At 42.2% G+C, this 21071-nt stretch carries 19 protein-coding genes; 3 read left to right on the top strand and 16 right to left on the bottom strand.

The annotated features are described in order from the left end of the window. Positions 1-150 precede the first annotated feature (150 nt). The 9 genes from IPZ60_RS05850 to IPZ60_RS05810 form a co-directional block, all read right to left on the bottom strand. A complete protein-coding gene (locus IPZ60_RS05850; protein WP_194196924.1) occupies positions 151-951 on the bottom strand; it encodes a tetratricopeptide repeat protein in 801 nt (266 codons plus the stop codon). 63 nt (positions 952-1014) lie between these two features. Continuing rightward, complete coding sequence (gene hisS / locus IPZ60_RS05845) at positions 1015-2304, bottom strand: histidine--tRNA ligase (protein ID WP_194196923.1); 1290 nt, start codon at positions 2302-2304, stop codon at positions 1015-1017. A gap of 65 nt (positions 2305-2369) precedes the next feature. Continuing rightward, on the bottom strand, positions 2370-3485 hold the full coding sequence (gene ispG, locus IPZ60_RS05840) for a flavodoxin-dependent (E)-4-hydroxy-3-methylbut-2-enyl-diphosphate synthase (protein WP_194196922.1): 1116 nt from the start codon (positions 3483-3485) through the stop codon (positions 2370-2372). Positions 3486-3582: 97 nt separating this feature from the next. Then, positions 3583-4398 (bottom strand): RodZ family helix-turn-helix domain-containing protein, encoded by an 816-nt coding sequence (locus IPZ60_RS05835; protein WP_194196921.1) that lies wholly within the window; start codon positions 4396-4398, stop codon positions 3583-3585. Continuing rightward, positions 4395-5330, bottom strand: a complete 936-nt coding sequence (gene pilW, locus IPZ60_RS05830) for a type IV pilus biogenesis/stability protein PilW (RefSeq protein WP_227669252.1) — start codon at positions 5328-5330, stop codon at positions 4395-4397. Before pilW ends, IPZ60_RS05835 begins: the two co-directional genes overlap by 4 nt. Positions 5331-5542: 212 nt before the next feature. After that, on the bottom strand, positions 5543-6772 hold the full coding sequence (rlmN, locus tag IPZ60_RS05825) for a 23S rRNA (adenine(2503)-C(2))-methyltransferase RlmN (RefSeq protein WP_194196920.1): 1230 nt from the start codon (positions 6770-6772) through the stop codon (positions 5543-5545). Positions 6773-7280: 508 nt separating this feature from the next. After that, entirely contained in the window at positions 7281-7712 is a 432-nt protein-coding gene (gene ndk / locus IPZ60_RS05820) for a nucleoside-diphosphate kinase (protein WP_110922317.1), read from the bottom strand. Between the two features lie 434 nt (positions 7713-8146). Continuing rightward, complete coding sequence (locus IPZ60_RS05815) at positions 8147-9436, bottom strand: adenylosuccinate synthase (protein WP_110922316.1); 1290 nt, start codon at positions 9434-9436, stop codon at positions 8147-8149. A gap of 221 nt (positions 9437-9657) precedes the next feature. Then, the gene (locus IPZ60_RS05810; protein WP_194196919.1) at positions 9658-10965 is read right to left on the bottom strand and encodes an ATP phosphoribosyltransferase regulatory subunit; all 1308 of its coding nucleotides are present in this window, start codon (positions 10963-10965) and stop codon (positions 9658-9660) included. Between the two features lie 481 nt (positions 10966-11446). On the opposite strand from IPZ60_RS05810, the gene IPZ60_RS05805 reads away from it, so the two are divergent. The 3 genes from IPZ60_RS05805 (at position 11447) to IPZ60_RS05795 (ending at position 13929) form a co-directional block, all read left to right on the top strand. After that, entirely contained in the window at positions 11447-11836 is a 390-nt protein-coding gene (locus IPZ60_RS05805) for a DUF2237 family protein (RefSeq protein WP_194196918.1), read from the top strand. Between the two features lie 185 nt (positions 11837-12021). Continuing rightward, the gene (gene corA, locus IPZ60_RS05800; RefSeq protein WP_194196917.1) at positions 12022-13236 is read left to right on the top strand and encodes a magnesium/cobalt transporter CorA; all 1215 of its coding nucleotides are present in this window, start codon (positions 12022-12024) and stop codon (positions 13234-13236) included. Between the two features lie 291 nt (positions 13237-13527). Then, entirely contained in the window at positions 13528-13929 is a 402-nt protein-coding gene (locus IPZ60_RS05795; protein ID WP_194196916.1) for a hypothetical protein, read from the top strand. A gap of 259 nt (positions 13930-14188) precedes the next feature. Here IPZ60_RS05795 and IPZ60_RS05790 read toward each other — a convergent pair whose 3' ends face one another. From IPZ60_RS05790 to IPZ60_RS05760, 7 genes are all read right to left on the bottom strand, one after another. Beyond that, complete coding sequence (locus IPZ60_RS05790; protein ID WP_194196915.1) at positions 14189-14707, bottom strand: phosphate-starvation-inducible protein PsiE; 519 nt, start codon at positions 14705-14707, stop codon at positions 14189-14191. Between the two features lie 108 nt (positions 14708-14815). Continuing rightward, positions 14816-15694 (bottom strand): bifunctional methylenetetrahydrofolate dehydrogenase/methenyltetrahydrofolate cyclohydrolase FolD, encoded by an 879-nt coding sequence (gene folD / locus IPZ60_RS05785; RefSeq protein WP_194196914.1) that lies wholly within the window; start codon positions 15692-15694, stop codon positions 14816-14818. Positions 15695-15985: 291 nt separating this feature from the next. Beyond that, positions 15986-17185, bottom strand: a complete 1200-nt coding sequence (locus IPZ60_RS05780; RefSeq protein WP_194196913.1) for a DegT/DnrJ/EryC1/StrS aminotransferase family protein — start codon at positions 17183-17185, stop codon at positions 15986-15988. Between the two features lie 102 nt (positions 17186-17287). Further along, positions 17288-17911, bottom strand: a complete 624-nt coding sequence (locus IPZ60_RS05775) for a sugar transferase (RefSeq protein WP_194196912.1) — start codon at positions 17909-17911, stop codon at positions 17288-17290. Then, positions 17908-19089 (bottom strand): glycosyltransferase, encoded by a 1182-nt coding sequence (locus IPZ60_RS05770; protein WP_194196911.1) that lies wholly within the window; start codon positions 19087-19089, stop codon positions 17908-17910. Before IPZ60_RS05770 ends, IPZ60_RS05775 begins: the two co-directional genes overlap by 4 nt. Before the next feature lie 31 nt (positions 19090-19120). After that, positions 19121-19984 carry a glycosyltransferase family 2 protein gene (locus IPZ60_RS05765; protein WP_194196910.1) on the bottom strand — a complete coding sequence of 288 codons (864 nt, stop codon included), beginning with the start codon at positions 19982-19984 and terminating at the stop codon, positions 19121-19123. Continuing rightward, the gene (locus IPZ60_RS05760; RefSeq protein ID WP_194196909.1) at positions 19984-21024 is read right to left on the bottom strand and encodes an EpsG family protein; all 1041 of its coding nucleotides are present in this window, start codon (positions 21022-21024) and stop codon (positions 19984-19986) included. Before IPZ60_RS05760 ends, IPZ60_RS05765 begins: the two co-directional genes overlap by 1 nt. Between the last annotated feature and the right edge of the window lie 47 nt (positions 21025-21071).

Raw genomic sequence — 21071 nt, 5'->3', positions numbered from 1 at the left:
TGTCGTAATGTGCTGCTGATTTACTGCGCCATTTAGTATATGGAACTGGTATATGGAACAATGTTAGGTACTGACTATCAGTTAGCTATTATCAAGTGCTAAGTAGAATACAAGTGCCATTATTAGTCAATAATATTTACGACGATACGACTATTGCGTAACCTCAGCAGCAGGAGCTTCTATAGAAGAATCAGCCGCTACTGGTAGTTGGACAGCAGTGTTTGCTGTTTGAATAAGACTGGCTTGGTCTTCGATAGGCTCAGGTACCGTGCCCAAACTTTCCATCTTTAACGCCAATACTGCACGCGTTTCCTGACGGCTACGTAACAGCTCCCAAGCATTGTTGTACGATTTGACTGCTGATTCTTTATTGTCTTGTGCTAAGTAGATATCACCTAGTAGTTCTTGCTGACTGGCTTCAAAAGAGCTTGGCATGTCATTTTTAGCTTCTGCCAATGCAGCATCTGTATCACCTGTCGCCAACAACGTCTTCGCATAACGTAAACGAGTAATAGCCTCTAAGCCTGCATCACCCAAATCGATTGCCAGTGCTTTCTTAAAAGTCTCTGTAGCAGCAGCGAAATCGTCATTATCAACTTCATGACGAGCTTTAATCATCAATGCTTGCCATGCGTAGACTGACTCACCATGCGTACTCACCAGCGTATCAATATCGCTGCTCAATTGTGTACGGCTCTGTTCTAGCGCTGCTTGTGCCTCTGCTTCTAAATCAGGGTTTTGTGAGGACAGACTGACTTCTTCATTCAACCGCTGAATATCGGCATAACTATCAGCCGCCACAGTATCTACCCGTGCATGATTGTCCTGCCAGTACGTCCAACCAAAATAGGCTGCCAATGCCAATAAAATCGCAGTGACAATGTAGCTGCCATATTGCTTTAACGCTTGCATTGAGTTGTCTGCATTCGGCGAATTGGGTGTCAGAGCCATATCTATTTACCTGATAAATTTATATTAAATTGCTGATACTAAAACTAAGGAAACCGAAACCGATCAGTTACGAGAAAAATTGTCTTTATTCGACAACCAATCTGTCGCAACCGTCTGTTGCTCACCCGTCTGCATATCTTTCACACTAATAGTATTATCGTCCAATTCTTGCTGAGCAATAATAACCGTCAATGCAGCACCTGACTTATCCGCTTTTTTCATTTGCGCTTTTAGGCTGGTTGCACTAGCCATCTTGACTCGTACATCTGGACGACTGTAACGCAAGTTCTGTGCATAGCCGATACCAGCACTATAGACCTCTGGATGAGCAACTACAAATACATCACAAGCAGGTATATCAGAAATCGGTGCTACCGCTTCCATCAATAATAATAGACGCTCAAGCCCCATCGCAAAGCCAACACCGGGCTCAGATTTGACTGGCTTATTGGCATCTGTACCGATTGATTTTAGCTGTCCAATCAGACCATCATAACGGCCGCCAGCACACACAGTGGCTTGGCTACCAAGCTTGTCTGTCACCCATTCAAAAACAGTTTTATTATAATAATCAAGTCCACGTACCAGATGCGGATTAATCTCAAATTTGATACCGAGTGTCGTCAGATACGCTTGTACTTGCTCGAAGTGCGCCATACTTTCTGCACCCAAAAACTCAGCCAACTTTGGCGCGTCTGCCAATACGGCTTGGGTGCTCGCTTCTTTGCTATCTAGAATGCGTAGCGGATTGGTCGTCAAGCGGCGCTTGCTGTCTTCATCAAGCTGATCTTTTTTATCCGTCAAATAAGCCACGAGTGCTTCGCGATAAGCGTAACGCTCATCCAGCTCCCCTAGACTATTCAGCTGCAAATGCATCTCGTCTTTTAGACCCAATTCTTGCCACATTAAATGGGTCATCGCAATCAATTCAGCATCAGCATCTGGCAATGCGCTACCGAAGCTTTCGACACCCAGCTGATGAAACTGACGATAACGGCCTTTTTGTGGACGCTCGTAGCGGAACATCGGACCGATATACCATAATTTTGGTGTATCACCGCGCAGTAGGTTGTGCTCAATCACTGCACGTACTGCACCAGCGGTACCTTCAGGACGTAGCGCCAATGGCGTTGGTGGATCAGATTTATCAGTAAAGCTATACATCTCTTTTTCGACGATGTCTGTTGCACCGCCGATAGCACGTGCAAATAAATCGGTCTGCTCAACGATTGGCAAACGAATGTGCTCATAGCCGTATCTGCCCAAAACGTCAGCCAGTATTGCCTCTAAATGTAACCATTTTGCGGACTGGTCAGGCAAAATATCATTGAACCCTTTGATAGCTTTAATCATGGTACGGTCGTATCCTTAAAATTTTTAACAAGTATATCTATAGTTTTTTTACTAACAGTAGCGTGTTATTTTACTCGAATGATCTCATTTTCACGCTGTTTGGCGAGGTCTGCGGCGTGAGCGCGTACCATACCTTCTATTTCGTCAACCAAGTTATTGGTGTCTATAAGATGACTTTTTTCACCCATACGATAGACTAGTGATTTACGTGCAGCGCCAACGATACCTATATCAGATTCCTTCGCCTCACCTGGGCCATTCACTTTACAGCCAATCACTGACAAATTCATCGGTTCGCGTACATCTTCTAAGCGTGACTCTAAAGCCGTCATCACTCTAATCACGTCAAACTCTTGGCGTGAGCAACTTGGACAAGCGATAAAGTTAACGCCATTAGAACGAATATTTAACGATTTTAAAATATCAAAACCGATTTTGATTTCTTCTTCAGGCTCTGCAGCTAAAGAGATACGAATGGTGTCGCCGATACCATCTAACAGTAGGCCACCTAACGCAATCGCAGACTTCACGGCACCCGTACGATAGACGCCAGCTTCGGTCACGCCCAAATGTAATGGATTGTCGATTTGAGCCGATATAAGACGATAAGCGTCCAATGTTAAAAACACATTACTGGCTTTGACCGATACTTTATATTGATCAAAATTGAGACGCTCTAATATATCAATATGACGCATCGCAGATTCGAGCATGGCAGCGCCAGTTGGCTCAGTATATTTACGCTGAATGTCTTTTTCTAAAGAGCCAGCATTCACACCAATGCGAATAGGAATATTATAATGTTTGGCACAAGCGACGACTTCACGTACTTTGGCATCGCTGCCAATGTTACCTGGGTTGATACGTAGACAGTCCGCTCCTGCTTCGGCCACTGCCAATGCAATCTTATGATCAAAATGCACGTCGGCAATCAATGGAACACTGACCAATTTACGAATTTCACCAAACGCTTTGACGGTATCCATCGTGGGCGTCGAGACACGCATCAGGTCAGCGCCTGCTTCAACACAGCGTTCGATCTGCGCGACAGTTGCTGCAACATCACAAGTATCAGTGTTTGTCATACTTTGCACACTGATCGGCGCATCACCACCAATCGCGACATCACCGACATATATTTTTTTGGTAAGGCGGCGGTTAATAGGCGCTGACGTTGACATAGACAAACCCTTTCATTAGAGCAAAAAAATATAGAAGACACATGTTTATAATAACTATGAACAGCTATTGGCTTTAAACAGCTGTTAGTTTTGACAATTAAGGTGCTAACTCAAAACTGGCTTGCTTATCAGTTGCTGCATAAGTGTCTAGCGCAACCGCTTCTTGATTTAGCATTAAGCTAACATTATCGACGTTATCGATTTTCACACTGAACGGCGGCGTGCCTGACAACTGATAATCACCCGAAGTTTGCGAACCCTCTATTAAAGTGCTACCAGAGGCATCAATGATACTAATGACCGCAGTATCAGTCAGTTTGACTTCTAACGCAGCTGGGCCTACTTCAGCGCCGCCTAAATTTAATGCGGAGCCAGACGCACCAACACCAGTCGTGCTATCAATCGAAGCGCCTTGGGCTTGTTCTATCTCAGATACGTCGTCTACTGTAGGTACTGATTCTGCATTGTTTTCTTTGCTGGCATTGCTTACCATACGGAATAAGAAAATTGCCAAAACAATAACGCCAATAACCGCCAAAATCAGTAATGGGTTAAAGCGAATACGGTTGCGAGTATCGCGCTGCAATGTGCCCATTGGACGCAGTGGTGTATTGGTATTATTAACTGATTTAGCTTTAAGCTCACTGGGATAAGCCGCATCAAAACTACTAGCGACTTTGGTTGCATCCAATCCCAAAAATTTGGCATAGTTTATTGCAAAACCACGAGCAAACGTTGCTTGTGGTAAATCAGCAAAATTCTCATTTTCTAGCGCTTGTAAATGACGCTTTAAAATAAATAACTCGGCGGCCGCCTCTTCTAAACTGACTTGCTTAGATTTTCGGGCTTGCTGCAACATGGCACCAAATGATCCCTGAGCGTTAGATTGAGTGTTTAATGATGGGGTGGTCATTTCCATGGTGCCTCTGGATTGTTAAGCCAAGTCTTAAGTTTTTTTGCTTCATCACTTAATGGATAAGCGGATAAAAGTTGCTGTGCTAATCTTTGACGTGTCGGTATATTGTTTTGCGCAGCAGCAAGTTTGATACCTTGTAATAGTACGCGCGGGCTAACACCCTGTCTTTGTACTATCACCAATGTTTCATCATAGAGCCTTTGAGCCTGAGGAATACGCTGTTGCTCAAGCAACAAATCTACCAATTCGATATGAGCAATAATACTATTACGATTGCCATCAAGCGCACGTAAAAATGCTTTGGAAGCCGCACTGCGGTCACCTAGCTGTAAATAAGTACGTCCTAAGTTCTCTAACGCACCAATCCGCCCTTCGTAACCCAATGCTGAACCTGCAATCTGAAACTGCTCAGCCGCTTCACTATAGCGCTTCATCTGTGACAGATAAACGCCGTAGTTATTATTTGCTTGCTCAAAATCTTTATCGAGTGAGATCGCTTTTTTGAAATACTCATCGGCTTTTTCGAGATTGCGCTGACTGCCCTCTTGCTGCAGCAAAACGCCCATCATATCATAGGCTGGCGCGTAACGGCTATCAGCAATAAAGGCTTTTTCGAGTTGGCGTTGGGCAGTGTCGAGGTCTTTTTCGCGAATATATTGTGCAGCAAGTGAGGTGCGCACACGAGCGACTTCTTGTTGATCCGACTTGCGGTTATCGCTGGACCGTGTGGATGTCTGATAAGCCGTATTATTAATCAACTCATTGGTCGATGTGCTTTGACAACCAGTCAGTAGAACCCCCGCAAATGCCGTTGCCAGCATCATATGCTTCGACGTCGCCATTTGGGAAGTTGCTGTCATCAACTGCTTACCATCTTTAGAAAATAATGTTTGATATTTGAACTGACAAGAATTTTTAGAAGTCATCATAGCCGCCATCATAAAACTGTGATTCAATGCGTTCGATCAAAGAAACATCAGTTTAATAGATTTAACCCCCATAAGTACAATTTAGTTGTGATTAATTGCTGTACTCATCAATACTTATTGTTATCGCTACATTTCTATTACCATTGTGACAGATAAAAGACAGCTTATCTTCGAAGACAATTAAACACTAAACCTACCTGTTTAAGACCATATTAAACATTTTCACGGTCTTTAATACTTTGCTGCCAAGCGGCTGAGCGTCTAGTACGATCTGCCACTTGTCCAACCAATTGACCACAGGCCGCATCAATATCATCACCGCGGGTTTGACGAATGGTACAAACAAAACCTGCTTCGCTTAGTATGTTGCTAAAAGCGTGAATGCGGTTGTTGCTTGATTTGTCATAGTTTGCATGCGGGAACGGATTGAACGGAATCAAGTTAATCTTACTTGGTAGCCCTTCTAATAATGCGACTAACTGATGAGCATGCTCGTTGCTGTCATTGACGCCATCAAGCATCACATACTCAATCGTGACGTGTTTTTTGTGACGTGGATTGACATCAAACACATAGTTTTTTGCCGCAGCGATAAGCTCTGCTAACGGGTACTTTTTATTGATTGGCACTAGCTCATTGCGTAGCTCATCATTGGGTGCATGTAATGAAATGGCCAATGCTACATCGATATCTTGCGCAAGCTGATACATCTTAGGTACGACGCCTGAAGTTGACAATGTGACGCGACGCTTTGACAAACCGTAAGCATGATCGCTGAGCATCAGCTCCATTGAGCCAACCACTGGCTTATAATTCAATAGCGGTTCGCCCATACCCATCATCACGACGTTGGTGACGTTATTTTCCCATAGACTATGATCGACGTTTTCTAAGCTGTCATTCTCGTCAGTCATATAAGAAGCATTGGCCACCCACAGCTGTCCAATAATCTCAGCAGCGGTTAAGTCACGCTCAAACCCTTGCTTGCCCGTACTACAAAAACTACAGTCTAGCGCACAGCCCACTTGCGAAGACACACACAATGTCTTACGGCCATTCAATTTGCTGTCATCTGCAGGAATAAGAACGGTCTCAACCAATGAGCCACCCGTGACTTCAAACACCCATTTACGCGTGCCATCATCACTATATTGACGATGAATCACTTTTGGCGGAATGACACAAGCATTGAGTGATAATTTATCACGCAATGATTTGCTAAGATTGGTCATTTGCTCAAAGTCTGTCACGCCCTGCTGATATATCCATCTAACTACCTGCGTTGAGCGAAAAGGCTTTTCGCCAATGCTCTTAAAATACTCTGCAAGTTGGGCCTGCGTCATTCCTAATAGATTGGTTTTTGCCTGAGCTTCATCAACTAGCTTGATGCTATCTGTCAGCTTAGCAGGGACATGTTGGATCGGTGATTGAACAGTGGACATAATAGATAACCTTTTTGCATAAGCTTAGATAAGCGGTGCAATTGTTTATATGAATGTTGTCATACATGATATATGAATGCATGAGCAATCCGTTATGAGCGCATTCGATAAAAACATGCTGATAAAGGATTGATAACGCTCAGTAAAATTAATAATGAGGCAAGCCATTAAAAATTTCAATGAATAATATGGTTAAAGAACTCTAAAGCGGATACAAGGCAGCCGACTGCAGATTGTACAAGTAGTACATCTAAGGAGGGTAACGCCGTAGCAGTTTAATAATTCTTTGACTATAAGATTATTATAATAGCTAAAACGGCTTATACCCATAAGATATAAGCCGTCTCGCGATACGACTGATTGACAGCTAATTTGCTACGTCAGTCGTATACAGTGAATCAAATATAAAACCAGTACGAATAAGACCAGGATAAATCGTAACTAGCTAATTATAGCAGTTACAGCAAACAAGTCTAATGCCGTCATCGTTTATAGTTGGTTTACTATATTAGCGCGTACGTGCACAAACGTCTTCTTCATTGAAGAAGTAGCTGATTTCACGTGCTGCTGACTCTGCAGAATCTGAACCATGAACGGCGTTTTCATCGATGCTATTAGCAAAATCAGCACGGATAGTACCTTCAGCAGCGTCTTTAGGGTTAGTTGCGCCCATGATTTCACGATGCTTAGCGATAGCGTTTTCGCCTTCTAATACTGATACCAATACTGGGCCTGACATCATGAAAGATTTTAGGTCATTGTAAAATGGACGCTCAGCGTGCTCAGCGTAGAAACCGCCTGCTTTTTCATCATCAAGTTGCATCATTTTAGCAGCAACAATTTTTAGACCAGCTTGCTCAAAGCGGCTGTAGATAGCACCGATGTGGTTGCCAGCAACTGCGTCAGGTTTGATGATAGATAAAGTACGTTCGTTAGCCATGAAAAGCTCCTAATAAATGATAAATTGGATAAAAATAAAATGGTAAATGCTTTGTTTTATCTTTGGCCACAATGTTGACTTGGGCTGACTTAACTAACTTATTGTTAGTCAAATCTAAAACCTGAGCGCCAACATAGGATTGCTGCCTATTATAATGATTGAGACCATAAATGATAGGGTTAATTTATGACCGCACCTTGCATAACTATAAATTTGATAGATGCTATTTAATATGTATAAATTATTCATAAACCATAAAACATGCTAAAAGCAAAAACCCCAATGCTTAGCACTAGGGTTTTGTCATTCGGTTATTTAGTCTGTTGAGAGTGTAACAAATATAAAGCTGATACAATGAAGACGAGTGCGAATTGTACAATTAGTACATTAAGCGAGTCTGACACAGTAACAGCTTCATAGTTGGTTCACTATCCTTACGCGTCGTATGGGTCACGCAATACGATAGTCTCTTCACGATCAGGACCAGTTGAGATGATATCAACAGGGCAACCAATCAATGCTTCGATACGTTTGATGTATTTTTTCGCATTTTCTGGTAGGTCGTCATAGTTGGTTACACCAACGGTTGACTCACTCCAACCTTGCATAGTTTCGTACTTAGGCGTAACTGACTCATAGAACTCAGCATCATGTGCGCCTGCACACTCAGTCTCAGGTAGGTTGTAACCCACACCGATTAGTAACTCTTCAAGACCATCTAATACGTCAAGCTTAGTCAAGCAAATACCTGACATAGAGTTCAGTACCACTGCACGGCGTAATGCTTCAGCATCGAACCAACCACAGCGACGCGCACGACCAGTGGTCGCACCAAATTCATGACCGACTTTGGCCAAATGAGCACCAACATCGTCAAACAATTCAGTTGGGAATGGGCCACTACCAACACGCGTGGTGTAAGCTTTGGTGATACCAAGTACGTAATCTAAGTATAATGGACCGATACCAGTACCAGTAGACACGCCACCAGCGGTTACACTTGAGCTGGTTACAAACGGATAAGTACCATGATCGATATCAAGTAGCGTACCTTGAGCACCTTCAAACATCAGGTTTTCGCCAGCAAGACGCAATTGATTTAGGTCTTCAGTTACATCAGTAACCATACCCTTAATCTCTTCTTTCCATTCTTTACAAAGCTTAAGTGTTTCATCAAAATCAATCGCTTCAACTTTATAATACTGAGTCAGTTGGAAGTTGTGATATTCGATCAAGTTGCGTAGTTTTTCTTCTAAGTCTTCACGGAATAAATCAGCAAGCTTGATGGCACGGCGTGCAACTTTATCTTCATACGCAGGACCGATACCACGACCCGTTGTACCGATTTTACCGCTACCACGTTTGGCTTCACGTGCTTGGTCAAGCGCTACGTGATATGGCATGATTAGTGGGCAATTCGGTGAGATGCGCAGACGCTCACGTACAGGTACGTTGTTGTCTTCTAGCTCTTTCATTTCTTTTAGCAGTGCGTCTGGGGCTAATACGACACCGTTACCGATGAAGCAAGTAACGCCTTCACGTAAGATACCTGATGGGATTAAATGCAGGACGGTGGTTTTGCCATCGACAACTAACGTGTGACCAGCATTATGGCCGCCTTGAAAGCGCGCGACTGCTGAGGCTTTTTCGGTTAGTAAATCAACGATTTTACCTTTACCTTCATCGCCCCATTGGCTACCCAAAACTACGACATTCTTACCCATGATCAATCCTTACCTTTATGTATTGAGGTGTGTGCAATAACGGTTTAAAACGGTGATATAGTCAATCTTATATAAAAGAGTGACAGCGTTAACCTCGCTTGAAGTATACATATACCTCTGCGCTTGGTTGACTCGACTCTCTTTTAAACTGAATCAACTATAACTTTCGTTACCTTGATTTTAAAAACGTTAAAAAATGATAATACTATTAAAATTAATGCTTAAATATTCTGTAACTGCCAATGATTATCGACAAAGCTCAAGCGATGCGTCATGCCAACTGGGCAATCTGCTATATCCAATGGCATGGTGACTCGATAGCCTTGCTGGCGTAAACTCTCAACTTGCTGCAACAGCGTCTGCATTTGCTCTTGGCTAGCACTGCTCAATGCTTCATAGTCGACCAATACGATAATTGGCGCCTCGAGCTGCGTGTGTGCTAGCAAACGACTGACATCCATACTAAAGCCAGTGGCTTCACGTGGCTGATTGAGTGCTAACTGATTGCCGCTTTGCATACCGTCGAAACGACCGCCACGTACCAGTGGCTGAGTCTCACTATTGATATAGCCGTTGAATATGATACCAGTGTGATAATGATAGCCTGATAGTTCCGTCACATCGATACTCACAGGGCACTGCCACTGCTCTTGTAGATGTGTTTTTAGACGTTGTAATTCATTGATAGCAGTCGCGACTTGCGTGTCTTGCTGTGCACTCTCTGACAACCTTGCCAACAGGTTGGTAATGTCATGGCCAAAGCGTGCCAATGCATAAAAATCATCACCCAATGGCAATGACTGACAGACACGCTTCAGCTCTGGCAAGTTTTTATTGGCATATAAATGCATCAGTTGCTCAGTGTCATTATCAGACAATTGAGCCAACGCTGCTAAACGCTTAAATATGGCGACGTGGCCCAAGTCTATATGTAGCGCAGCACTCATATTCAGTGTATTCACCATCGTGAATAACACATCTATCAGCTCAATATCTGCGGCAAGCGAGGCACAACCAAATATCTCAGCACCGAGCTGCAAAGGTGTACGTGAGCCAAATAGGCCTGATGGCAAAGTATGAATGACATCGCCTGCATAGCAATAACGCGCAATACCTGTACCACCATGATGTGCATCGATACGCAAAATCTGTGGTGTGATATCAGCACGCAACCCCATCAATCGACCTGTTAGTTGATCGATAATTTTAAAGGTTTGACGTTTTAAATCTTCTGAGGCGCCACTTAGCAATGACTCAGTGAACTCAATCATTGGTGGGCTTACGAGCTGATAGCCATGAGAGATAAGCTGCTTAGTCAATTGATGCCTAAGCACTTCTTGCTTATGCGCATCTTCAAACAACACATCGACCACACCATCAGGCAATAGCCAGCTGTTGGCAACATCGCTAGAAAAATGGCTGAGATACGGCGTGCTATTAGATGCAGCAGCATCGTTGGCATGCTGAGTCGCTGCTTGATTGGTAGTATTTGACGGGGCAGGTTTTGCAAAATCAGGACTGACAGACACAATAAATCCTTGTTTGGCGTATCGCTTACCAAAAACGCGGTACTGATGCGGTACTTAAAGGTTATATTTACAATTGCATTGACGTCACGCATTTTTTATTTTTAACGCACAACATCATTGACCCAATTATTTATAAACAAACTAGGTAACCGCAAAAGGGTGAGTAATAAGTATTATTTAGAATGATAAGACGAGTATCTTTATACGCTAATAAACGGCGATAAATAATCAAGGCGCTTTACGGTTTTAGTTTAGCATAGCAGTTAAGGTTCGCCTAGTGACAATTGGCCACAATCACTATCTAATTACGCCTTATCAACACTAAAACGATGAAGATTATCTATACCCTATATAAGTAATAGTTCGATTCAGAAATGTCACAATCATTCTATACAATAAAGACAATCATGAGCATGGTTAGAACAACGCCTTTGCGGCAGACTCATGATACACTAACGCATACTTTTATCTCGGAAGCCTTATGTCATCTGATTATCACCCAAACCCAGCCATCAATCAAACCAATGTTTTAGGTACAGCGCTTGCCAGCTGCTGCTTTGATCCTATCACTGGCTACTACCGCAATGGCTTTTGTCATACTGGCAATCACGACGTCGGTCAGCATACTGTTTGCGTCAAGATGACCAGCGAGTTTTTAAACTTTTCTGCCAGTCGTGGCAATGACCTTATTACGCCGCTCCCTGAATATAATTTTGCGGGCCTCAAACCTGGTGACTACTGGTGTATCTGTGCCCTACGCTGGGTTGAAGCGCTAGACTTCGATATTGCACCGCAAATCAAACTCGAAGCGTGTCATGAGAGTTTATTGAGCTTAGTGGATATTGAGACGTTAAAGCGCTATGCCCTTTAGAGCGTGGCATAAGTTGTGACATTAGTTATGACATGAATTGCGGTATCGATATATTTTTTTATACCATTTACAAAAATTATAGTCGCAAGGAAAACGAGTGCAAGTACTACGCATTGTAGACTAAACAAGTTTGACACAGCTAATCGTATTTTTTGGGATTGGTACTACTTATTAAAGGAGGGTGTATGGAAAACAATAATGATCAGTTGATTCAGAAAACAGCGCGTATTGCACCCGACTCCAATATCAGCCGTCTTTATGCCGATATGAATGACTCACATTTATATTTAGACAATAACGGCAGTTATATCTACGGCGATACTGACGCAACGAACGAAGATACCATCGAGACCATGACGGTCTACGATCCTGATTCTGAGCGCTATGAAGATATTGACTTGTCGAGTGAGGATGAGGTTGTCAATTGCTATGCTTATTCGCGTAAGACGGGCGAAAAACTTAATAAAGTCGCCCTGAACGATGTGAGTCGCGCTTTGAGTAACAACGGTCAGTTTGTTTGGCTGGGTTTATACGATCCTAGCCTAGAGACCATGGTCAAAGTCAAAGAAGCATTTGGTCTGCATGAACTGGCGATTGAAGATGCTTTCGCTGATCATCAACGCGCCAAAGTCGAGAATTATGACAACGACATGGTCTTCGTCGTATTGCGTACGGCCAAGCTGGAAGACAAAGTTATTCGTTATGGTACGACAGCGATATTTATGGGTAAAAACTACCTAATCACTATTCGCAATGGCCCATCAAACTCCTACGCACCTGTCCGTGAGCATTGTAATCGTCGACCTGAAAAGCTGCGTATGGGACCCATATTTGTGCTGCATGCCATCCTCGATTTTATCGTTGATAACTATATGCCAGTCACCGATCGCTTGGGCCGATACCTACGTGAGCAAGAGCGCTACGTTTTTACCTCTGAGTTTGACAAGAGCACGCTAAAAAACCTTTATGAGCTAAAATCGCAATTGGTACATATGCGTGCCATTATTTTACCGGTACAAGACATCTGTAGTTTTTTTATCAATCATAAAAAAAGCGAACTGGTCTCTGGCTTCTCTCAAGCGGCAAAGCCCTACTTTCGTGACGTTAATGACCATCTATTACACTCTCTAGATGCGATCAACGGGCTTAATGAAATGCTCAGCGTGGTCATGAACACTTATATGGCCATGGTCAATATGGGACAGAATGAAGTGGTGCGTAAGTTGGCAGCTTGGGCAGGTATTTTAGCTGTACCGACGGCCATCGCTGGTATCTATGGGATGAATTTTGACTTTATGCCTGAGCTACACTGGCAGTATTCTTACCTTGTGATTATGCTCATTATTGGTTCGTTATGTGGCTATCTATTTTATAACTTCAAAAGACTCAAATGGTTATAGCATGCGTTTCATAATAGATACGTGATGTTTTATCAATCGTTAAGTGAGAAGGCCGTATTGCTGATAATGATATTGCTAATAATGATACTGCCTTCTCATTTATTTATTGATAATATTTCCTATTTGCAATATTATTATTAAGCTTGTCTCATGATTGATGTAACCTCAATTGTAAAAATGTGATGAGCCACGTCAAACGTGCTAAGCCTATCAAATATAGTGATTGCACCTCTACTGCTCGCTATCTTGATGCTTTGACATGATACTACTGTGAATTTATTAAGGTTTTTTATGCGCTTATCTCACCTTATTCCAACCATGACTTTCGTTGCCACTGCTTTGGTAGTTGCAGCTTGTGGCGATGATGGTTCTGACATGGCCGTCGCTATCATTGATGGAACGCCGCCTTTATTAACCACCGATAGTAACTTTACGGATGGCTATAGCACGACTGCAGACTTATTTGTCTCAGGCCAAGTACAAGACAGCAATGGTGTTAAATCGCTAACTTATACGCTTAACGAAGAGTCAGCACATACCTTGGAAGTGGATACTGAAGGTCATTTTAAGGATCGTATCTTATTGGCTTTAGGTAGCAATACTATTCTCTTAGAAGCCACAGACAATGCCGGTAATATCATGCGCTCAACCAAAACGATTTATGTAGAAAATAATTATTTAGAAAGTGCTTAATTATGAGGTGTTTATTTAAAAAGTACTGTCGCCGCAGATGGCTTACATAGTACTGCTTTATATAATGGTTAGTTGCGTAATAATAGTCAGGTGTATGATTAGAATATTAATAATTATGCCTAAGTTAATGCGCTTGACCTAAGTTGACACCCTCGGAAGATATTTAAATTCTTAAAGGTAAAACATAGAGTTTGAGCAGGCAATAAAAAAGGGCTATCCGTTGGTAGCCCTTTTTTTGTCACATCAGCCAGTCAAAGTATCATTCGCGACGATGCTTGGTATGGCTATCGGGCGCTTGCGCATTATCAGGCAACAGTGCTTTAACCGTTAAGTTTGCATGCTGTTTATCAAGATTGTCCTCTGGGCGGCCAAAGGTTTTTGCTGTCCATGTCAGTATTACGATAGAAGCACTTAATAGCATAATAGCCACAGAAATTGTCGCCAGCAGCCACAAATGAAAATAATCTGAGACGGCCTGTACATCGACCACCAAATGCCGTGACAACGCCGTTATCGCAATGAATATCAAAAACTGTACTGGCAGACGGTGAGTTTTAAAATAAATCCCTATCATGGCTAGTAGCTCAAGATAAATAAATAACATCAAGATATCTTTTAAGTCCGCTGAGCCTTTTTGGACGATCTCAATAAACTCCTTGCCTGCCGTCCACACCACCACCACACTGATTAGAAATAAGATAACGTAGTGGCAAATATCGACAAACTCTCTACCGATACTCTGTAGTCGCTCATGAATACCTACGTTTTTTTTAGCCATGTTTAGGTCCTATCAACTGAAATGTGGTTGATTTAGCCTGAGTTATTATTACCTCAGGCCCCTTATATATCGGCAATCAGTATTCCTATCGCACTCTTTTTAATCGAACTACAAACCTGCTGACTTTTCAGCGGCATCAACAGTCTGACGAATCAAGGTATTGATGGTCATTGGTCCAACACCGCCCGGCACTGGCGTATAAGCACTAGCGATATTCTCTACACCTTCTAGCTCGATATCACCCACGCCGCCATTATCAGTAGGATGGAACCCTGCATCGATGACGACCGCGCCCGCTTTGATCCATTCTGCTTTAATCAATTCTGGTACACCTACAGCGCCAACCACGATATCAGCGCGCTTAATATGCGCCGCCAAATCCTGAGTTCTAGAATGGCAAATGGTCACGGTACAGTTGGCGTTCAATAGCATCATCGCCATTGGTTTGCCCAAGATGGCACTGCGACCGACGACGACTGCTTCTTTACCTGAGAGCTCAATATTGTGATGCTCTAGCAAATGCATGATACCTTGCGGCGTACATGAACCATAGGCTGACTGCTGCATACCCATGCGACCAAAGCCAAGGCAGGTGACGCCATCGACGTCTTTTGCCAAATCGATCTGCTCAAAACAAGCACGTTCATCGATATGCGCAGGGACAGGATGCTGTAGCAAAATACCATGTACGTCTGGATTATTATTCAGCTCGTCTATCTTTGCCATAAGCTGCTCAGTGGTTGTCTCACTTGGCATCTCAACTTTTATAGAGTCCATGCCGACACGCTTACAGGCATTGCCTTTCATACGCACATAAGTCGCAGATGCGGGGTCTGCACCAACTAATATAGTCGCCAAGCTCGGCGTACGTCCTGTCTTTTCTTTGATAGCATCTACGCGCGTGCGTAGTTGTTGTTCTATTTGTTTGGCAAGTGCTTTGCCGTCCAAAATGGTGGCTGACTCTTGGGTAGTAGACGCAATAGACATAGGAACTCCAATAGAGGGTATGACAAAAAAATAAAGACAGCGCCGCAATTGCTTGCATGCCTGTCTTATCCTTAATCAAGGTATGATTGATAGTGATATTGTACCTGCCTGCGTCTAAAAATCCTAGCATGGCATAAGGTTAGATACTCATAAATTTCTATAAAGACTCTATTAAGCAGTGTCGCATTATGATTAATAAAACGCTAATAATCTTTAATTAACAACTCAATAAACCATAAAACTGATATTAGACTGGCGTTTTGGCATGAAATACTAGGGTATGTCCCCATTTCATCTGGCTATTGAACCAAACACACTATCGATAGCTTGAACGGTTTGCTCTATCTCTGCGGTGGTCAGTGTAGGATGAACCAAAAACATTAAGCTGGTCTCACCCAACTGTTTTGCGACTGGCAATCTAGTCTCTGGGCGTAACCCTGTATCATCAAACGCTTTTTCCAAATAAACCTCTGAAGCAGATCCAGAAAAACAAGGTACGCCTTGCTCATTTATCATTTGAATAATACGATCTCTGGACCAATCATTAGGTAGATTATCCGGTTGCACATATACATACAGTTTATAGTACGCATGTGTAGAACCTGAAAACTGAGCAGACGCCTCTAGCCTTGGCACCGAAAGATAGCCTTGTTCTTCCCAATCAGCACACGCATCTAGTATCGCTTGTGCATTGGCAGTACGCTTGGCCGTCCAATCACTCATCCTCTCCAATTGAATCCGCCCTATGACACCTTGCATCTCCGTCATGCGCCAATTGGTGCCAAAGCTCTCATGCAGCCAATTATAACCAGGTTCATGCTCAGTCTCATAGACCGCTGCATAGCTTTTACCATGATCTTTATACGCCCACATTTTACGCCATAGCTGCTCGTCATTGGTCGTGACCATACCGCCTTCACCACCTGTCGTCATGATTTTATCCTGACAAAAGCTCCATGCACCAATATGACCGATGCTGCCAACACTGCGGCCTTTGTACTGTGCACCATGCGCCTGTGCACAATCCTCAATAACATACAAACCATACTCATCTGCGAGTGCCATGATGTCGTCCATATCACACGGCCAACCAGACAGATGCACGCACACGATACCTTTGGTTTTATCAGTCAATACAGCAGCGATGGTATCGGCTGTGATATTACCTGTCGCATTATCAACATCTGCAAAAATAGGTGTCGCACCCACATTGACTACCGATGAAATACTGGCAATGAAAGTGCGCGATGTAACAATTACTTCATCACCTGCTCCTATTCCAAGGGCTTGCAAGGCCACATCTAGGGCTAAGGTACCATTACCCATTGCAATCGCGTACTTGCTGCCTGACCAATCAGCGAACTCCTGCTCAAACTGACGACATTCTTGCCCTGTCCAATAATTAACCTTGTTGGATAACAATACTTGGCTAACGGCATCGGCCTCTTGTTGCGTAAAACTTGGCCAAGGTGAAAAAGGGGTATTTAGCATATGTTCCTCTATGGTACTTATGTCTAATGGTTTATTGCTTCTTACACAACACTTTTAATACTCAAAGACTTGATTGAATAGCTAGAGCGTGTTCTCAATCTATTAAAGCATATTTTTGCTAGGACACGCCCTAGTGCTATTACCCGTAAACTTGCTCATGGTCGCCTCACCTTCTGCGCTAATACCATCCTTTACGATGACTTTTTTTACTGTTTTGAGTAAGATTTTTATATCTAACCATAGCGATTGATTGTCCACATACCAGTTATCAAGCTCAAATCGCTCTTGCCAACCAATAGCATTACGACCGTTAATTTGTGCGTACCCTGTAATACCTGGTCGTACCTTATGACGGCGAGCTTGCTCCTCGCTATATAATGGCAGATACTCCATCAATAACGGGCGCGGACCAACCAAGCTCATGTCACCTTTAACCACATTCCATAACTCAGGCAGCTCATCCAGACTGGTATTACGCAATGCTTTACCAAATCCCGTGAGACGCTCAGCGTCTTCTAACAGATTACCGTCTGTATCTACACTGTCTTTCATTGAGCGAAATTTTATCATCTCGAACGGCTGACCATGCAGGCCCGGGCGAGTCTGACGGAACAAGACAGGGGTACCAAGATTTTTGCTAACTTTGTAGGCAGTTGCAACATAGACAGGAGACAGCACTACTAGAGCAGTTGTTGCACCTACGATATCGAATAGTCGTTTTATCATTGTTCCACCCGCTTTCTTCCATCTACGCTAGTATCTATAACGTCATCGACACTTCGCAAATAAAAACTTAAAAAACTTTGCCACAACTTTTTTTGTTCGAAATGTGCAGTGGCCCAGTCTCTTGCGTCAGGGTATCTATTTTTGAAACTCTCATCAGTAGCGGCATTACTAATTGCAGTTGCCACCGCTTGCACATCTTTAAATGTAAATTTCTGACCGCTAACACCTTCTTTTACACTGTCCTTTACACCAACGACATCATAGGCAAATGTAGGAATACCGCAACTTGCCGCTTCAATCGCCACACTGCCAAATCCTTCTCGATAGCTCAAAAATAAATGCAGATCAGCACACTGAAAAATTTCTTGCACATTGGGATTAGCGGGTATATATACAGCTCTATTGTCTTTAACCATTTTTTCTACGACGGCTTGCCCCACATCATCTTCAAAACCTCCAATAAAAATAAAGTGGACGTTTTCTTCTTTGAGTGTTTCAGATATATAACCAATGTCTGTCAGACCTTTATCTTCACATACTCGTCCTACCACACAAATTAAAAAACAGTCTAAAGGCACTTTATATTTTTCTCTTAACGCATTTTTTTGCTGCTGATCTATAGGACTAAGCAAATCAATATCTATCCCATTAAATGAGCCATTATCGATGACGGTTGCTTTACTATTTTTTAAAATCCTTTCTTCCAAACACACAGCCAATAGTGACTCAGACACAAATAAAACGTCATGAGACAAGGCAAAACTTAATGTATCAAAACCCTGAAATACTCGCTTTTTAAAACCTGAAAAATTCTCATAAGCTCTACCCACACTAAAAGCAATCCGCCTCTTTTGCAAAGTAAATGCACTTGCAATACTTCCTAATAATAGAGCTTTGGGGGTTAGATAAACCACCACATCAAAACGATTCAATAGAAAGTAACGAGTTAGCAGCGCCAGTGATTTAGTATCTTTAAATAAAGAAGGTTTGCGTTGAAAGTTTAAATTGACCACGTTACCTATATTACGCGCACGTAAAGTATCTAGCTGCTCGTCATTACCCCCACAGATTAGCGTAATATCAAAATCTGAGTTGTCTCTCATATACTCAAGCTGATTGCGGTATAGAGCATTAAATGAAACGGCATCTGTCACAAGAAAGCATATTTTGAAACTCATTTAAGCACCTCATTGTTTCTCATTAGTGAACTCACTCAGCACAGATGCTATCAACGACAGCTTGATGCTGCGTTTTAAGTTCATTAGACATCATTAATTTATTTCTTTTATTGGCTATTCGTTGCAACAAACCCATCGAGTCCAATAACCTAACCGTTGCTATTTTTGCGTTGAGTTTCAAAGATCCTAATGCACTACTTCCTTTATATTCACGGTAGGTCTTGAAGCTGTCTTTGTATGATCGAATGATTTTTGCTAAGGATAAGTTGCCCTCTTCTCGATAGTAATATAGTAAGTCTGGCAATACCGCCAATCTTAAATCTCGACTGGCTACGGCTCTACACCATAGGTCGTAATCTTCAGATCTTGGATAATTCTCATCATATCTGTTGCGTTCATACCAAGTCTTTCTTGCCAAAATAGAGGCATGTACAATAGGATATGCTGGCGCGATTTCGTCGAACTTCGTATAAATACGGTCTACATGACGACAGCCATATACCTTATTATGATTATCAATAGATACCACACCCGTGGACACTAGGTCACAATCTGTATTACTTGCTAAGAATGCCATTTGAATGGTCAATCTGTCTGGGTGAATGAGATCATCTGCATCCATGCGGGCAATATAATCATATTGCGATTCATCAATAAGCTGATTTAAGCGAGTTGGCAATTTTTTGTTTTTCCCATCCGAGATGACTTTTATTCTATTATCCGCTTTCTGGAAACGTCGAGCGATGGCCAATGAACCATCCGTAGAACCATCATCAATTAATATCAACTCCCATAGCTCATACGTTTGAGCCAATACCGACTTTATAGCATCTTCCAAGTATGCTTCAGCGTTATAAATAGGGATGCCAATGGATATGTACGGCTTATTTTTCATTAGAAAACCTCAAATATCGGATTGAGAATATACGGACTCAAGTTGCTAAATCTCGATGTCGTCAACATAAAGTAAGTGAGAAACAACAGCACACTAGCGATATAAAGGTAAACATTATTTATTTTTTTCAACATCACAGGAAGTATTAGAACTAATGTCCATGTAAAGTACGCCAGTAACCTTTGCGGCCCTGAAGGACTCGTACCCAACATCGCTAGCGGTATGATAAAAACTACGCCTGATGCATAAAACGTTATTAGCTTCTGGTAGTTTTCATCTTTAATTTTATATATGTAACTCACAAACATAATTAAAATCATGATAGCGGTATAAAATCCGAGCGTTAAAAACCCACCTGCCTCTTCAGAAGCTTTTGCATAACCCTCGTACCTATCATTGGTAGAAGCAATATAAGAGACCAGTACCCCACTTACCAATAACGACCCTAAAAATGTTGCCAAAATTTTATATAAAGGCCTTACCCTTAAGTTGACGATAAAATAAAATGGGATCATGAATAAGGCGGTAACGTGAAATAATGAGGCGACCCCACACACTAGTAGGTATGGGATAAGTCTTTTTTCTAATAAATAGGGAACGGCCAAGGCAAATAGTGCCATCGCTAACCCTTGACGCAATCCGTTGAAAAAAAACGTATAAACACCTAATGTGATGAATAAAAATACTGAAAACCAATAGTTGACGCTGTATCTTTTAATAATCTTAAGATAGCAGTACACAATGATTAAGCTGGTAATCGTCAGAAGCCAAAAGTAGCTGCTTGTCACATTTAACAACGCATACTCTAAAGCTTGATAACCAAACTCAATGTCTTCGTTAAATCTAAAATACTCGACATTCAATTGACTGTTAAAATTTCTTGTATAGTTTCCTGTATCTGTACCAACACGATAACTTCGAGCGCCTGCAAATAATGTCAAAATAATTAACGGCAACCAAAAAGACGTACGATTGAGAGATTTTTTCTCCAGTACGATCCAAAAGATAACAAGGCTAAGAACCAATAGGTATGGAAGCATTTAACCCTCGATAAGGTAGATATAATCAACTCTATATCAATCAGATA

The sequence above is a fragment of the Psychrobacter sp. NG25 genome (assembly GCF_015234355.1).
GTDB lineage: Bacteria > Pseudomonadota > Gammaproteobacteria > Pseudomonadales > Moraxellaceae > Psychrobacter.
The sequence above is the reverse complement of the archived record's forward strand: the minus strand, read 5'-3'. Positions and strand labels throughout refer to the sequence as shown.

Bases quoted from the DNA above. Each gene is read 5' to 3' on its own strand.
- IPZ60_RS05760 (WP_194196909.1), bottom strand. From the start codon at position 21,024: ATGCTTCCATACCTATTGGTTCTTAGCCTTGTTATCTTTTGGATCGTA.
- IPZ60_RS05835 (WP_194196921.1), bottom strand. From the start codon at position 4,398: ATGACCACCCCATCATTAAACACTCAATCTAACGCTCAGGGATCATTT.
- ndk (WP_110922317.1), bottom strand. From the start codon at position 7,712: ATGGCTAACGAACGTACTTTATCTATCATCAAACCTGACGCAGTTGCT.
- IPZ60_RS05770 (WP_194196911.1), bottom strand. From the start codon at position 19,089: ATGAGTTTCAAAATATGCTTTCTTGTGACAGATGCCGTTTCATTTAAT.
- IPZ60_RS05795 (WP_194196916.1), top strand. From the start codon at position 13,528: ATGCGCTTATCTCACCTTATTCCAACCATGACTTTCGTTGCCACTGCT.
- hisS (WP_194196923.1), bottom strand. From the start codon at position 2,304: ATGATTAAAGCTATCAAAGGGTTCAATGATATTTTGCCTGACCAGTCC.
- rlmN (WP_194196920.1), bottom strand. From the start codon at position 6,772: ATGTCCACTGTTCAATCACCGATCCAACATGTCCCTGCTAAGCTGACA.
- IPZ60_RS05775 (WP_194196912.1), bottom strand. From the start codon at position 17,911: ATGATAAAACGACTATTCGATATCGTAGGTGCAACAACTGCTCTAGTA.
- folD (WP_194196914.1), bottom strand. From the start codon at position 15,694: ATGTCTATTGCGTCTACTACCCAAGAGTCAGCCACCATTTTGGACGGC.
- IPZ60_RS05815 (WP_110922316.1), bottom strand. From the start codon at position 9,436: ATGGGTAAGAATGTCGTAGTTTTGGGTAGCCAATGGGGCGATGAAGGT.
- corA (WP_194196917.1), top strand. From the start codon at position 12,022: ATGGAAAACAATAATGATCAGTTGATTCAGAAAACAGCGCGTATTGCA.
- ispG (WP_194196922.1), bottom strand. From the start codon at position 3,485: ATGTCAACGTCAGCGCCTATTAACCGCCGCCTTACCAAAAAAATATAT.
- IPZ60_RS05850 (WP_194196924.1), bottom strand. From the start codon at position 951: ATGGCTCTGACACCCAATTCGCCGAATGCAGACAACTCAATGCAAGCG.
- IPZ60_RS05780 (WP_194196913.1), bottom strand. From the start codon at position 17,185: ATGCTAAATACCCCTTTTTCACCTTGGCCAAGTTTTACGCAACAAGAG.
- pilW (WP_227669252.1), bottom strand. From the start codon at position 5,330: ATGATGACTTCTAAAAATTCTTGTCAGTTCAAATATCAAACATTATTT.
- IPZ60_RS05765 (WP_194196910.1), bottom strand. From the start codon at position 19,984: ATGAAAAATAAGCCGTACATATCCATTGGCATCCCTATTTATAACGCT.
- IPZ60_RS05790 (WP_194196915.1), bottom strand. From the start codon at position 14,707: ATGGCTAAAAAAAACGTAGGTATTCATGAGCGACTACAGAGTATCGGT.
- IPZ60_RS05805 (WP_194196918.1), top strand. From the start codon at position 11,447: ATGTCATCTGATTATCACCCAAACCCAGCCATCAATCAAACCAATGTT.